General features: G+C 60.8%; 4 protein-coding genes. 3 read left to right on the top strand and 1 reads right to left on the bottom strand.

Annotation, left to right across the window (positions count from 1 at the left end; genetic code table 11):
* On the top strand, positions 1 to 832 hold an 832-nt coding region (locus JNN07_22020), incomplete at its 5' end, for a VWA domain-containing protein (GenBank protein ID MBL9170429.1).
* A gap of 215 nt (positions 833 to 1047) precedes the next feature.
* The gene (locus JNN07_22025) at positions 1048 to 3357 is read left to right on the top strand and encodes a hypothetical protein (protein MBL9170430.1); all 2310 of its coding nucleotides are present in this window, start codon (positions 1048 to 1050) and stop codon (positions 3355 to 3357) included.
* Between the two features lie 51 nt (positions 3358 to 3408).
* Here JNN07_22025 and JNN07_22030 read toward each other — a convergent pair whose 3' ends face one another.
* Positions 3409 to 9753: a lamin tail domain-containing protein gene (locus tag JNN07_22030; protein ID MBL9170431.1), complete on the bottom strand. Its 6345-nt coding sequence runs from the start codon at positions 9751 to 9753 to the stop codon at positions 3409 to 3411.
* 717 nt (positions 9754 to 10470) lie between these two features.
* On the opposite strand from JNN07_22030, the gene JNN07_22035 reads away from it, so the two are divergent.
* Positions 10471 to 16038 carry a proprotein convertase P-domain-containing protein gene (locus tag JNN07_22035; protein MBL9170432.1) on the top strand — a complete coding sequence of 1856 codons (5568 nt, stop codon included), beginning with the start codon at positions 10471 to 10473 and terminating at the stop codon, positions 16036 to 16038.
* Positions 16039 to 16097: the final 59 nt, after the last annotated feature.

Genomic DNA, 16097 nt, shown 5'->3' on the forward strand with positions numbered 1-16097 from the left:
TTGGTGTTTCGTGGACCAGACCGAGCTTACCCGCGAGGCGCCGGATTGGTTGCACCGGGTAGAACAAAGTCACGAGCCACTCATCCGCAAACTCCGACGTCAGTTCTATTCATTGACCCGTGATTGGCTGCGGCAACGACGTCAAACATCCGGATCGGAATTCGATCTCGACGCGGTGGTCGAATCAGAAACCGAGCGACGATCGGGCCACACTCCGGTGGAAGCCATTTATCTGAATCGAAAGCGGGACCTGCACGACATTGCAGCCCTGGTCTTGCTGGATGTCAGCTATTCCACCGACGCCTGGATCGACAACCGCCGAGTGTTGGATGTCATTCGAGAAACGGTGTTCTGCGTAGGAGAGGTCTTGGAGGATTATGTGGAGCAGTTTGGAATCGCGACCTTCACTTCGAATACCCGGAGGGCCTGCTCATTCGAATTCATCAAACCCCTCGCTGCGCCGTGGCGACAAACGCGAGGGCGGCTAGGCGCCATCGAACCACGCGGCTACACGCGCATGGGGCCGGCGCTCCGTCATGCCCAGGAGCAGCTCTTGAACATTCGGGCTAGTCGCAAGATTGTAATCCTCGTCACGGATGGGCGGCCGTGCGATTACGACCGTTACGAGGGGCAGTATGGACTCATGGATGTGCGCAAAGCGATCGAGACGGGCCAGGCCCAGGGGATTCGAACCCATGCCTTCGCGGTGGAGAAGCGTGCCGCTGAGTGTCTGCCGCAAATGTTCACCCGACATCGCTACGATATCGTCCCGCGTCCGGAGATTCTCGGCAGCGTGATGTGTCGGCTCTTTGCGAGGTTGCTGGCGGAGTAGTGGAAACACTCGTAATCGCTATTTCAGTTGGCGGAAATGTCGGCTGATCCCATTTCACCGATCTTGTGGCACCTAGGGAGGCTTTGGGCGGGTCGACCGTCGTGCCGTTCATCGCCCTTGGCCCTACCTCCGTGTGAGAAATTCGGATCGGGGACGTTTTTGAATCAGAGTTCGCTTGCCCAACGCATCCTCTCTTGGGTTGACTGCGCGCATCTATGAAAACCGGTTTGAAACGGGCTGCTCGAATTCTGCTGGCGGTGGGCGTCGCGGTGGGGACCTGTTCTGTGGTTGGTCAGACCTCGGCCGCGGTGCGCGTGCCCGAACTGATGGGGGCTTACCGTGCGGCGAAAGCGATACCGGACGACATGTTTCTGCAGGAGGTCGGGATGCAGGTGCCGTCGGCGGAGCCCTTGCTTTCGGTGGCCTTTCGCGGTGGACAGGTTTTCGCCGGCACCGCCCGCGGCATCGTCCGGCTCCAGGGATCCAACTGGCTGGCGGACTCCACCATCAGTCAGCCGATCCATCGGCTGGTGGAAACCTCAGGGCAATTGTGGGCCATGGGCGCTTCCGGGCTCCATCGATTGGAGGGGGATGCTTGGAAGCTCATCAGCTCGCAGCCGATCGTCGATGTCACCGAGTTTCGTGGTAAGCCGATCGCGGTGGGGGGCAAGCAGCTATTCGCCATCGACGCCGGCGCGTTGACCCCCTGGTCGACGAACGGATCACGGTTCGCCATCCATCGAGCGTTCCCGCATCAGGAGACGTTGTTTGTGGTCGGGCAAGGCCGGGTGGCGCCCTTCGCCTTCGGTTCGTTTGGCGGTCTGGATGCCTACACTTGGCCGTCCGATTTGGGATGGGACTGGGGATCGCCTCCGTCGTCGGCGACTCTTGATGCGCTGAGTGTGGGGCCGTGTCTCTACCTGGCCACCGACCGCGGATTGGGAGTTTTGAGGGGAATGTCCATGACCGCGGTACGCGGGGAGCACGGGTTGCCGTTTGAGGATCTAACCTGCCTGGCCAAGGGGTTTACCAATGACCTTTGGATCGGAACCACCCGCGGCGCCATCCGTCAGGTCGACGGGGTGTATCATTACTTCGCCGGCCGACGCTGGGTTCCCGGGGAGCGGGTGAATGATATCGATGTCCAAGGCTCAACCGTCTACCTGGCTACCGACAAAGGTCTGGGGATGATTCGTTACGAGCCGTACACCCTGCTCAAGAAGGCGGACTACTATGAACGTCATCTCGAGGAGTGGGGGCAGAAGCGGCTGGGGTTCACCCATAAATTGGAGTGGGATGCGAAGCTGAACGAGTATGTGCGGGAGGTCAGCGACAACGATGGCGGATACACGGGCAACTATTTGGCGGCGCAGTGCTATCGCTATGCGGTGACCAAAGATCCCGCGGCGCGACGCGAGGCGACCAACACCTTCCACGGCTTACGCTGGCTCGAGGCGATGACCGGGATTCCGGGTTTCCCGGCTCGGTCGGTATGGGCGAAGGGTGAGCGGGGGCATCAAGCGGGGCACGGATCGGGTGGCTACGCCGCCGAATGGCATGACACGGCAGATGGGCTCTTCGAGTGGAAGGGCGATACCTCCAGCGATGAAATCTGCTCTCATTTTTATGCCTTCGGACTTTTCCTCGAATTGGTGGCGGAAGGTGGCGAGAAAGATTTGGTGAAAGGCCATTTGGCCAGGGTGGCCTCCCACCTGATCGATCATCAATGGAAACTGGTCGATCTCGATGGGAAGCCCACGCGGTGGGGGCGGTGGGATCCTGACTACTTTCTGACCGATGAGGGAAAGTATGATCGCGGGTTGCAAGCGGTGGAGCTGCTTTCGTTCATCAAGACTGCGGAAGTTCTCACGGGGCAGGCCAAATTTAAGGAGGCGTACCAGCGGCTGATTCAACTGGGCTACCCGGCCTACACCCTGCGCGCGCGAAATACATTCCCGCCGGATAGTATCCTTCACTTTCTGGATGAACTGGCTTTCTGGAGCTATTGGAATCTGTTGCGGTATGAGCAAGACCCCGAGTTGCGCGCCCTCTATCGCCGTGGCTACGAACGAAGCTATGAGGTGGTCCGGGTGGAGCAGAATCCGTGGTTCAATTACCTTTACGGCGCGCTGACCGGCAATGATTGCGAACCCGTTGCCTCCATCGAGCATTTGCGGGGTTGGCCTTTGGACCTGCGGATATGGTCCTATCAGAATAGCCATCGCGCCGACCTACGAACCCCGGCTGGGTATGTCGCGTTGAAAGGCGGCAGCCGAACCTTCCCCCCGCGTGAAACTGAGCCGCTGCGTTGGGATCGATGGCTGATGCAGCCGGACGGCGGGGCGGGAGGCAATGATGTGGTGGAGCCGGGGGCCTGGTTGCTCGCCTATTGGATGGGCCGCTATCATGGGTACATCGACGCTCCCACCTCCACGGATCCGGCCCTGTTGGCTGTCGCGCACACCAAGGATCGTGAGCGCGGCGCCCGGCCCTACGAAGGACCGGGGCGCCCGCTGGGCTTCTGAGGCCCCTCAGGGACCGTACAAAAATAACTTCGGGTTAGTTTTGCACGGTCCCTAAGGTTGAAACGGCGTGATAATCCGGTAAAACCGAGAACCCGAGTTGGATTCCTCCGGAAGGCTCACCACACGATTGGTGGGGAAGGCGAGCACATGCGCCACGGCCCGCCATGAGGCCGTCGCGATTCGGTCGGTGGATTGAACGGTGTAAGTCCGATTCGAGACGGCGAGAAACTCCCAGCCCAGCCCCGCCACATTGGGTCGGGCTGCCAGTTGCAGCCGATCTTGGTTGCTGGTGGGATCTGTTCCCGCGACGTATTCCTCGCGATCGAGAAGTCCATCCTGATCGGTATCGATCTCCGGTTTTGTGCCGGCTGTGCCAAAGAGGATGTTTTCCCAGGAGTCGGCCAGGCCATCGCTGTCGAGGTCCGCCAGGTACTCGATCGCGGCGGGCGCGGAGACCACTCCGGCCGGGCTCGCTGGGTTGGTCGCGACGATGGCGTACGAAACCCAGGGAGGCGCCGCGTTGGTGCCTTCGATTCGAACGAAGAGATGATGGCCGTCCGTCACGAAGACCTGGGCCAGCTCGGGACCGACGGGAAGCCCGTTGCGCAGGATTCGGAAGCCGACCGGCGGGGTGGCGCTGTTGGTCACCGAGCCGGTGAGGATCAGCGGTCCTCCGGCGACGATGCCTTGGCTGATGGGCTGGAGCGTGAAGCTGGGCGGCACTGCCACCACCAGCCTGGCCGGGGCCGAGGTCAGGGAGGAGATCGGATCGGAGACCACCACCGTGTAGTCACCGCCATTGGCGGGAGCCACGCGACCGAGCTTGAGGGTGGAGGCTGTTTCCCCCGCCAGCTCGACTCCGTTTCGATACCATTGATACCGCAAATTCCACGGGCTCCGGGTGGTTACAGTCAGGGAAACATCCACGCCCGGGGAAACGGTGGTTCCGGCGGGTTGCTGCAGAATCAGGGTTGGTGCCGTCATGGTCAGAACCATCTCCGGGGCCGTTACGGAGCCAAAGGCATTGTAAATCACCACGCGGTAGCCGCCCATTTGACTCGGTTGGACTTTGGCCAGGTTGAGAGTTGAATTGGTCGCGCCGGGCAGATTCATTCCGTTCCATCGCCATTGATACGCCAGATCAGGACCAGTTGATTCCACCCCCAAGGTGATCGAGGCGTTGATCGTCACATTTTGGCTGCGCGAGGCATTCAAGAGCTGCGGCGCGGTTCCTGAGCGAGTTGCGGTGCCGGGGCTGGGGACGGCGGCGATCCAGTTGATCGGATCATTGCCGTAGCTGGCGGCGACCCGCCGCTGGAGCGAAAGACCATAGCCATCGGCGCCTGGCGGCCAGGGAGAGCCATCCTCGTAGTTAACTCGATCCAGGGTCACGTACGGGACATCCGTCTCGGTCGGGGTGGTCGGAGTCTTCAGCTCCACCGTTCCCTGGGAGTTGTCCAGTTTGCCGCGGTAAGGGCCGAAGAGGCGGGTGGCGGACGGCACGTTGTACTTGGCCCGGAATGCCGAGGCGTCGGTAGTGTTGGTCGGGTTGAAGTTCACCAGGAGGACATACTCACCCGGCGTGAGCGTGACGTTGGCGGGAAACTCGTAGTCCACTCCTCCGCGCAAATGCCAGGTGTTGGTGGCTGCGGCGGGATCGAATAGGGGTATTGCGATCGACGACAGGTTCAGCAACTCGATGTATTCCTCGCGATCCACATCCTCGCCGGCGGAATTCTCAGCCGGGTGATAAAAGATCTCCTGGATCACCACTGGGCCCACCCGGGGCGGGTGATTGGCCGAGCCCAGGCTGGGTTGGGATTGAGCGACGAAGTGCTGCTTTCCGGTGCTGGTGACGTGGAGCCCAAAGCTAACGCCATTGTCCGCCGCGCCGAAGGAGTGGCCATGAATAAAGCCCGTCAGCGCTCCGCTGGAGTCGGCGCTGAGCAGCCACACCTCATCGCCGTCGGCTCCCAGTCCAAAGCCATTGCCGGTGAGGTTGAAATCATTCTCATCGAACACAACATACCCTTGCGGAGGAATGACGGTTCCCGCCGGGATTTTGAATTTGTTGGGCGTGTTGAGATCATCGGTGAGCCACCATCCGCCGATGGCGGCCGAGGTGGTGCCAGGATTGTGCAATTCGATCGAGTCCAGCGGGGGCGGTGTGTCAGTGCGCGTCAGCGCCTCGGTTATCCAGACCGTCGGAGGGCGGGATCGTACGGGTTCCACGGCTCCGGGAGATCCGGCCTGCACCGCACTGGGCTGCCATTGGTCTCGGTTGCTCCACGAATCGGGTGCGGCGGTCTCGTCCACGAGTTGGAGGGAGAAGCCGAGGCCGTCGGTGAGGGCGAACCAATCATCGTCGTACTCGAAGTCCAGAATCTCCTCGCCGTTGCCATCGAGGAGCCGCAGTTGCTCCCCGTCGTTGTCCAGGCTGCCGACGTATTCGCCGGCGATGGGAAGGTCGCTGCCGTATCGTGCGGTGAAGGCGGCCAGGTTCTTCACGATGAGAACGCGCGCGCCGGGTGCCAAGGTGGTGAGGCTGCTGCCGGTGAAGCCGAACAGCACGCCGTTGGTGAAGCGGATGCCCCGCAAGTCCAATGCGGTGGTGGTGCTGATGTTCTTGAGCTCGAGGTATTCGAACTCATCGGGCGGCAGAGGGTTCCCCGCGAGAGGCGTGGGGTGAAACATGATCTCGGTCACTCGAAGAAACTCCTGGGCCAGGCTCGGAGAGCCGTCGTAGCTGTAGCTGCTCACCCGCTGGTCGTAGGCGTTTTCGATCCAGAGCGATTCCCCTCGGGCGGAGAGCTGGCCCTGGTAGGGACCCACCACAAAGAGACCTTGCCCCCCGCGCGGACCGGAGGCCCGCGCCCGGAAGGAAGGCGTGTGAGGGGAGAGGTAGATGACACCGTTGGAGGGAACCACTGTTCCTGGCCGGAACCGAAACTCCACGCCCCCGCCGACCTTCCAATCGGTGAGGTCGACGGCATAGGGCATGGTGTTGCTGAGGCAGACGTATTCCTGACGCTGATCGTGCGAGCTGGGGTTGAACTCGACACCGATGACCGTCAGCAGCGCGTCGTGGGGTTGGGCCAGCGGAATGCCGGCATTGTTGGCTGACGAGATCCCGATGGGACGGCTGGTGTTGGTGATGCTGTGGGTGACGTACCAGTGCCGACGACGCGGTCCGACAAACTGGTTCAGCAGATCTCCGACACCGGCACTGAAGCTTTTGGAAGGCGCCCAGGGCGAGTTGCCCCACTTGGCGCGGTCGAGGACGGCCTCGGCGGCGATGAGATTGGTCATCTGCTTGATGTGATTCTCGATGATCAGGCTCTCAGCGGGCGTGCCCGGAGGTTGGATCCATCCGTCCATGATGGAGCGTTCGCGTCGCAGCAACATCTGTCGCGTTTCCGGCAGCTGCACGATGACATCGTAGAGACGGTTGTAGTTGCCTCCGGTGCTGGAACCGCCGTAGAGCGGATGGCTCTTGGAGCCGTCGACCGTCGCCTCCAAGGGATCGCTGCCGCCGTAGAGCTGTCCCCAGGAGGCGTTCATATCAAAGGGAATATTGCGCCACAAACCGTCGCCGAACGTGTCCCGATACATGCTCATGTTGGCCCAGACATCGTCGTTCTCGGCGCACCAACGCGTTCCGGCGAGGTGGTTGATAACTTGGGGCAGGTCTAGGAGGTCAAACACGGTGCGGCGGCGAACGGCTGCACTCGAGGATTCGTTGATTCCGTTGGCCAGCTCCAGGTAGTCGGTGCGCGTCGGGTCCTCGTCCGGCTCGAGCTTCTGAAAGACGCCGGTGCTGGAGAAGTTTGGAACCAGGTTACCCACCGCCTTGTAGAGCGCCCCGTTGGGATCGTACCCGAGACGCTCCACCTGCTCCTGTCCGATGACGTCATTGTGGAAGGCGAGCTGGTAGAACTGCCCGTTCATCTGGACTCGCACTGGATAGTGATAGGGAGCGGGGACGCCGATCAGGTTGAGAAACCAGAAGCTGAGATGCTGGCGGAGGTAGGCGGGGTCCAAGTATTCCGCCAAGAGCGCCGAGCGTCGAGTTCTGCCTCCCGGGCCGGCATGGCGAAACTCGTGACCGCGATTGAACTCCAGCCGGTGTGATTTCTTGTTGAGGCTCGCCGAGGTGTTTCCTCGCAGCTCCATGTAGATGTTGTCATAGAGTTCGCCATCGTAGAAGACGGTCACCCTTCCGCCGTTTTCCGAATCAATGCCTCCCAGCTGGGTGGGCGCCACAAAAAGATGGAAGATCGGCAGCTTGCTGGTGAGGTTGGTGGGATTGACGATGGTTCCGAGATACTCCTCGGTGCTGGTGGGATTGGTGAACAGAGGCCAGCGGGAGTTGCGTGCTGTCGTGTCGGTGGCGGTGATCGCATAGCGGATGAGCTGACCGTTCGTGGACAGGTTGGCTGGGATGATCGCCCCATAGACACCGTCACCCGCGAGTCCATCCCCATGAAGGCCATCGTCCAACATCGGTGTGGACGCTTCGGTCCCAAATTGAATGCGATAACGCAGGGTGACACCGGCAACCGGCTGGAACGACCGGCGCACCGCCGCGGTGACGATGAGGTCTTCATGGTCGAGCGGCACGTTCGGCTCGTGCCCCACTTCGGCGATGACCGGTCCGGGCACGGCCGTGCCCCCCAGGTTGGCTGAGCCGGGCGTGGGTGTCGTGAAATAGACGTCGGTCGCACTGATCTCCCAACTGTCTCCAGCCGCCACCTGAGCGAATCCGAACGAAACATCCGGGACCTGTTGCGGCAGCGAGGGGGCGAATTCGGTCGCTACCGTCGTCCCATCAGGACGAACCAGAGCCAAGTACTCACCTCCGGCCGACAGTTGAAAGCTGGTATGCAGCCGCGCGCCCGGGATGCGACGATCGTTGCCCGAGGCGAAGACCACCAGGAACCGTCCGCCGGCCAGGTTGGTGGCGGGAAATCGCCACTTCCTCAGATCGTTGGCGGAGTCGGTGAGATACCATCCCTCGAGGTTCAAGTTGACGGCCGCCGGATTATAAATTTCGATCCAGTCGTTATAACGTCCGGTCTCGTCGGCCAAGATCCGAGTGTTCGAGACCAGGACCTCACTGATATAGGGGGGCAAATCCAACGCGTTTGGATCCAGCCGATAGGTCCAAGTTCCCCCCGCGAACCGATTGGCGGCCGGTGACTGATCGGTAATGCCATGGGTGGCGGCCCAAGCGAGGCGCACAGCACCGGTGGGAGGCTCCGGGAAGGTGAACAGGAACTGACTTCCTCCCGCCGGGGTCACTGAAGCAGCGGGCTTATCGTTGATGAGGAGATCGTTGGCGCTCACACCGCTCACGGGTTCGGTGAAGAGGACGGTCAGGTTAGTGAGAGAACGGACCGTTGCTCCGGCACTGGGCGATATCGCGGCCACTCCCGGGGGGCTGTTGTCGACGAGCGTGTAATTCCAAGAGGCATTGGGTGCTTGGGCGTTGAAGCGGTTAGGGGGCAGCGCTTGGTCGGTAATGGTATGGGCACTGTTCCAAGTGATCGATACCTCGCCGTAAGCGGGGGGCAGGAACGTATAGAGGTAGGTGGCGCTATCCAGGGCCGTTACCCCGGAGGCGGGAATGCCTGACACGAGCAGATGTGCCGCGGTTACCCCATTCACCGGCTCGCTAAAGGTGACGGTCAATTGGGACAGTTGATTTAAGGTGCTGCCTGCTGGAGGGGCGATGCTGGCGATGGTTGGGGGGATCGTTTCCGTGATGATGGTCTCCAGCGAAGCTTCGAAACCGAGATCGCTGCTGCCTAGACTGCTTTGGAAAACTTGGACCGCTAGCACATTGGTTCCGGTGACCAGGTAGGAGGGCGGCGCCGGGAGTTCGTAGACTTTGGACGACACGGGCTCCTGAGCATTGATGGCTTCGGTGGTGATCGAGACCGCACTGTCAGCTGCCCCGGACATGTTGACGCGGAGGACCTCCTTCCCATTGATCCAGGCGACGAACCCGTCGTCTACCAAGGCGTTAAGACGAAGACCACCGATTTGCGAAAAATTACTGATAGTGAACGTTTTGCGTAGGAAAATGGATCGATACACGCCCTGCATTCCCGAGATCTGGGTCCCACCTGGAAGAGCGTCACCAAACCAAAACGGGGCGGGTGCTGTCGTGAAAGATTGATCATTAAAGTCGACGCGTCGCCAGGCATCGACGGGAGCGGAGGCCTCAGCCGTTCCGGGCAACCACCGCCAGGGGGCACCCGTCGGAACGACGACGGCCGCCGATGCCTGCAGGCTCAACAACAGGGCAATCACGAACGAGGTGGCGAGGGGGTGTCCGCAGATCCGGTTTCGGAGGAGACGGCAAGGACTGTAAACGTTTAACAACAAGCTCATTACAAAGGTGCTTTCAGGTCGATCACGCCTAAAGATCGTGATCCAACGGCGCGCTCTGCACGGCAGAGCACGGGATATAACTAGTTATCGCATAGGAAATATCGGATGGGAAGCGTGTTTCGTGAGGAGCCCGACCGCTTCGCGGGGAGCTTGACGCTAGGGAGCGCTGTAAACCTCTCTCATCTTTGCCGCTAAGAATCGGGACCAGACAAATCGGAGGACACGGTCGTTTCTCACCTGGGAGGCAGTGGCTCGAACCCACAGGGTTCAAAGAGATTTAGCCGGGGGTGCTTGCACCCCCGGAACTGTTAAAAGTACGGAGCATCGCGCAGCGATGCCACCGGCCTCTGCGACCTGGGTCACCCGACTCAAGGAGCCTATTCAGTTCGTCACTCCATTGGCCGACGGGTGGCACGCCTTTCAGGGTGCTGTTGAATAGGGGGCCGACAAACCGGGGGTGTCGCTGCGCGCCACACCCCGTATAATCTCTTTGATCCTTTGGGGTTCTCGGCTTCGGCATCAGGAACTCAAGCGAATAAGGGAGGATCTCCTACAACTTGTGTAGTCTCGATTTTTAAAGGTAGAGATGAGAGCCCTCTGCGTCTTTGGTCCCCACAGCGGAGCTGGGATCTCGTCCCCCCGATTCCATTTTTCGTGAAAGGTTTTCTGAGGTGGCCGGTTTCCTTGGGTGCGCACACGGAAGATCACGGATGCACCATGAACCAGACATTAACGGAAACCGAGGGGCGAATCTCACTTCGTTCTCCGACCCACTCACGTTCGCAGACCCTGTTACTACTCATCCTCCTGTTCGCCTTTTCTTTGAGTCCAAGCCATGCGGCTACGCTTCGTTGGACGGGTGCGCACATTTCCAGCGGCCATTGGAGCCGCGGAGCGAATTGGGACTCGGGCAGTCCACCCCAGGACGGCGATACCATTGTTTTTCCAGGCGGGGCGGCTCGCCTCTCCAACACCAACGACATTGCCAACCTCCGCTTGGTAGCGGTCCGGTTCAGCGGGGCATCCGGCGGCTACGGTCTCTATGGAAACGGCTTCACGGTCACCAACAGTATTACCGCCACGAACTCGGCGGGAATCAATGGCATTGGCGTTGCTAGGATAACCCTCGGTAGGGACTTGCCCTTCACGGTTGCCCAGAGCGGCACAACCTTATCCATCACCTCGGAAGTGCGGCTCAACGGGCACGATCTGAGTTGCCATACCGTCGGCAGCCTGGGGCTTGGCGGTGCCATCAGCGGGACTGGTGGCGTCATCAAGAACGACAATGGAACACTCACTCTCTCCGGGCCGGACGCCAACACCTTTACAGGCGACTTGGTCGTGAATGGCGGACTGGTTCTGCTCGGCAAGACCGGTGGGCTGGCGGTGCCGAACCGGCTGGTCGTGGGTGGGGGTCCCGATACTCCTCACACCGACCAGGTTCGGAACCTGGCCGATGATCAGGTTAACGAGGTGACGATCAATGCCTCGGGGCTGTGGGATCTCAACGGAAACAAAGAGGTCATTGCGGACTTGGTGCTCAACTCGGGCGGGGATGTGGACACTGGAGCCTCGGGAGAGCTGATCCTGGGCATCGGTGCCGATGTGAGCGTGGTTCCGAGTCTCACAGGACTTCAGGATGTCTCGGTGATCACCGGCAACTTGAACCTGCTTCTGGGAGCGCATGTCATCTCGGTGGCGGAGGGCCCGGTGCTGCCCATTGATGCCACCGATCTGCGAATCGATGCGGTCGTCAGTGGGTTGGGGGGAATCACTAAGGAGGGTGCTGGAGATTTGCTGCTGACCGGCAGTAACAGCTTCTTGGCGCTCGTCACGGTCAATGGTGGGGATCTGCGCCTGGGGCATTCGTCGGCTCTGGGAGGATCTGTGGTGGGAACGATTGTCAACAACGACGCCGCCTTGGTGCTGCTGGGGAATCTGGCGATCGCGGATGAGTCCCTGACCTTGAACAGCACGGGACGGACTGGCGTGTTCAACGGGAGCGCGGTGGTGGATTCGGTGGGGACCAACCAATGGTCCGGCGAGGTGAGATTGGAAAGAACCGCACGTATTGATGCGGGGATGAATGCGGCGCTGAACTTCACTGGACCCATCGCCGGGCCCGGTGGCATCACCAAGGAGGGGGACGGCACGCTCCAATATTCATCGGCCTCCGGCAACAGCTATCGAGGGACGACAACGGTTCAAGCCGGAACACTGTGGCTGGACAACAGCCTCACCGCCTTCTCCGGCGACCTGGTGGTGGGTGATGGGATGGGTGGGCCTGCCGCTGACCGGGTGGTTTGCAACGGAGGACTTCAGCTTCCGGAAAGCCAAGCGGTCACGATTCAGTCCTCCGGACGATTGAAGACCTTCTTCGAGCGACTTGGTTCCCTGGCCGGATCCGGAGAGCTCGAACCAACCGTGCTTCTGCACTTCGGGTTGAACAACGCCTCGACGACCTTCGACGGCCATATTCTCCCGAGCGGCGGGATCCTCTACAAGTTTGGCACCGGCGTTTGGACCTTTAACGGACTGGCGGAGCACAACTTCACCTATCTCCTGTCAGGCGACCTCGTGGTGAACGGCGACCATCGGTTGCCGGGTCTCTACCTAAATGCATTGTCATCGCTCAGCGGTGAGGGGAAGGTCGGTCTTCTGCAGTGTGTGGGAGACATTTCTCCCGGCCACACTGTGGGCCGGCTCACGGTGAACCAGCTTCATTTCTTTGGCCCCAGCACGCTCCATCTCGAACTCAACGGGCCCTTGGCTGGGACGTCGTACGATCAACTCCGAGTGGTGAACATGGCGGATCTGGGATCCACCAAGTTGAATCTCGATCTCCAATACCCCCCAACCATCGGCGAGAGTCTCATCATCGTGGATAATCTCGGCGTGGATCCGATCGTAGATCGCTTCGATGGGCTACCGGAAGGGGCCACGATTCGGGTGAACCAAGTGCCGTTTGTCGTCAGCTACCACGGGGGTGATGGCAACGATGTCTCCCTGACCGCCACGAATGTCAGCGTCTCGATCACCGAAACCCGGATCGACGGCGGGAATGGCAACGGGGTCATCGATCCAGGGGAATGCAATGAACTCTCGGTGGGATTGATGAACGAAACGTCCACCCCGATGTCGGTCTCGCGGGTGGTCCTAGACACCACGACGCCTGGCGTTTTAATCACGCAACAGAACACAACGTACCCCGGATTCGCTCCGCTGGGGCGGCAGATCAATCGTGTGCCCTTTGAGTTGCGAACTCTGCCCGGGTTTGATTGTGGTCGAAAGGTTGAGCTCTTGCTCACGCTTACGGTGGATACCGGGGCGGTGTTCAGTATCCCGTTGTCACTGCCCAGCGGAGGAGCCGGTGCTCCTGCTCGGTTCGACAATGGGGCCAACTTGGCCTTGGTCGATCTGGGGTTGACCAGCTCGGATGTGGTAGTGTCGAACGTCGTGCCTTACGTCGGTAAGGTTTCCGTCTCGCTCCATGCCACCCACCCTGCGTCGGGCGATCTTGTGCTGCGGCTTCGCTCGCCTTCGGGGACGACCGTCAAACTGGCCAGCAACTTGGGAGGTACCACGGACAACTACGGCACCGGATGCGGCGAGTCCGCTCGGACCACGTTCGACGATGCGGCTGCCGTCAAGATCGCAGCTGGTGTCGCTCCGTTTGTGGGAAGCTTTACCCCGGAGGTTCCGTTGAGTGCTTTTCTGGGCGAAGATCCCAACGGGACGTGGACGCTTCTAGTGAACGACACCGTTGCGGGGGATACCGGTGAGCTGCGGTGCTGGTCGCTGCGGATCTCGCCCCCGGAATGCAGCTCCGGAGGAAGTAACTGTGAAGGCTGTGTCACCAACCTCACCGCCACGCTGAATGCGGACTCTTCGTTGCTGACTCAGCGGCTGGTGCGCGATGGCTTGGCCAGCCTGTGTGGCAGTCCCAAGGCTTGTCCGGGATCCGTGGCCGGACTTCCGCTTCGGTACCGAACCCACACCTTCACCAACAACGGCCCGGCCACGTGTGTGACGGTTGGCGTCACAGACCGTTGCCGTACGAATGCGCCGCTGCACGCGTCGGCGTATCTTACCCGGTTCGATCCAGCGGACCTCTGTGCTCGGTATCTGGGGGATGTGGGGAGTGAACTGCGCGGTTCCTCCGGGAGCTTTTCTTTCCCCGTGCCGGCCGATTCACTCTTCGTGGTGGTGGTGACATCCCCCGCCGCCTTGTCGTCCTGCGGCGCCTACGAATTGGAAGTTCATGGCCTGCCCTGTCCCGTGGCGCCTCCACATCCGTGCCCCGAGCCTCGGATGTCGATCCGAGCGCTGACGAACAACTTGGTGGAATTGAGTTGGCCGGCGTGCCCCGCCAATTTTTACCAAGTCGCAGCGAGTACCAACCTTCAGACGTGGAAGATGGCGAGCTCACCACTGGCTGGGCCTGCCCAGAACGGAATCATGACCTGGACGACTGAGTTGAGCTCGCCCCAGGAGTTCTTCCGCTTGATCGTGCTTCCCGTGACGAACTCGGTGGTGCCCACTCAAGCCGGGATCTATCGGGCTCAGAAGTTCGTCCACGACGGGATCACCCGGCAGTATCACCTCAACATTCCGACCGGTTACACCCATGCTGATCCGGCGCCTCTGATGCTGGCGTTGCACGGCCACAACCAAACCGCTGATTCGTTTTCATCGAACGTTCCTGCACTCGGCACGTATGCCAACTCAGCGGGAGTGATCCTGGTGTTTCCTGATGGGACTGAAGACGAGCGTGGGACAGGCTGGAATATCCTCCCTCCTTCCCTCGAGAATCCCGTCGATGATGTCGGGTTCCTCCTGGCGCTCATCGACCATTTGGACGCAACGCTGGGGGTGGATCGAAAGCGGGTCTATGCCGCGGGGTTCTCTAACGGCGGGCAGATGTGTCATCGGTTGGCGGCCACGACCACGAATGTGTTTGCGGCGTTTGCAGCCGTCGGGTCCGCGGTTGCCAGTCCGTTTGGCACCGATGCCTTGGTGTATCAGCCGCCTCCCTTGGAACCCCTGCCGGTAATGATTGTCAACGCAACCAACGACTGCAAACGTCCCTACTGGGGAGGCTTGAACGAGGATGGCGTGCTGCAGCCGGCCGCTCGGGATTCGGTGGCGCACTGGACCAATGCCAATCTCTGCACCCCGGCACCCATCATCACCACGAACACCTTTGTGACCAATCAGGTTCGGCGTGTGTTCGCTGACAGCTGTGCTGGGCCCTATCCAGGCTTGAATGCCGCGGTGACAAACCAGGTCATCCGAGAGCATTACCAGCTGACCTGCACTCCCGGCACCGAGGTCGTCTTCGTGACCCTGACCGACGGTGGCCACGCTTGGACCGAGGCGGGGGATAATGTGGGATTTGATGCCAGCCGGGAGGTTTTGGAGTTTTTTCTGAGCCACTGCCGCTGCGATGTGGCTGGGGCTCAGCCTCTCTCAGTGCCCACCGCGCCTGGCCAATACGAACTGACGTTCTGCGACCAGGGCTACAGCCGCCTGTTCCGACTTCAGATTCCGGCGGGATATCAGCCGGCGGTCCCCGCTCCGCTGGCTTTCGTGTTTCACGGAGGCCGCCAAACTGTGGCCGAGTTCAGCTCCCAGCATCCGGCTTTGTTCGCCAAGGCGAATGCCGAGAACCTGCTTTTGGTGCTACCCGAAGCGCTTGATCATCCCATGACTGGTGACACCTTGTGGGCGGATAAGCCGTTTCTTTACGTGGTGGACGACCGTTCGTTCATCACCAATCTTTTGGGCGCCCTCGATGCCGCTCTCAATGTGGACCGCCTGAGAGTCTATGCCGCTGGTTTTTCCGGTGGCGGCGAGTTCAGCTATTGGATGGGAAGCACGACCACCGGCGTGCTCGCCGCTGTGGCGGCCGTGGGTTCCCAAACGGGCTGGGTGGATCCTTCCACGGGATCGTTGGTTGTGCCAGCCCCGCCGCTCGAACCCATATCCGTGTTAATGGTTCGTGGGAGCCTGGATCCGGAGCGTCCGTTCAACGGCAGCGCCACCGTCTTCTCCGCCCAGCAAGATGTGGACTATTGGGTCGCCGGCAGCGGCTGCACTCCTCCGCCCACGTTCACGAGTGGAGGAAACCTGAGCGAATGGGATTACAACCCTTGTGCCGGCACGACACAAGTCACCTTGGTGCGCGTGGGGGGAATGGGCCACATCTGGCCGGACGCGGCCGATGGAGTGACCTATGACGCCAATGTTGACGTGATCGACTTCCTCCTCAGCCATAGTCGATAGTGTTCGATCGTTTCCGATAGCCCGGATCCGCACCTAGGTGGGATCCGGGCTATCGCTTC

Source organism: Verrucomicrobiales bacterium, from assembly GCA_016793885.1.
GTDB lineage: Bacteria > Verrucomicrobiota > Verrucomicrobiia > Limisphaerales > UBA11320 > UBA11320.

What these genes read in the sequence shown, in the direction of transcription:
- JNN07_22035 (MBL9170432.1), top strand. Translation starts at nt 10,471, where the DNA reads ATGAACCAGACATTAACGGAAACCGAGGGGCGAATCTCACTTCGTTCT.
- JNN07_22025 (MBL9170430.1), top strand. Translation starts at nt 1,048, where the DNA reads ATGAAAACCGGTTTGAAACGGGCTGCTCGAATTCTGCTGGCGGTGGGC.
- JNN07_22030 (MBL9170431.1), bottom strand. Translation starts at nt 9,753, where the DNA reads ATGAGCTTGTTGTTAAACGTTTACAGTCCTTGCCGTCTCCTCCGAAAC.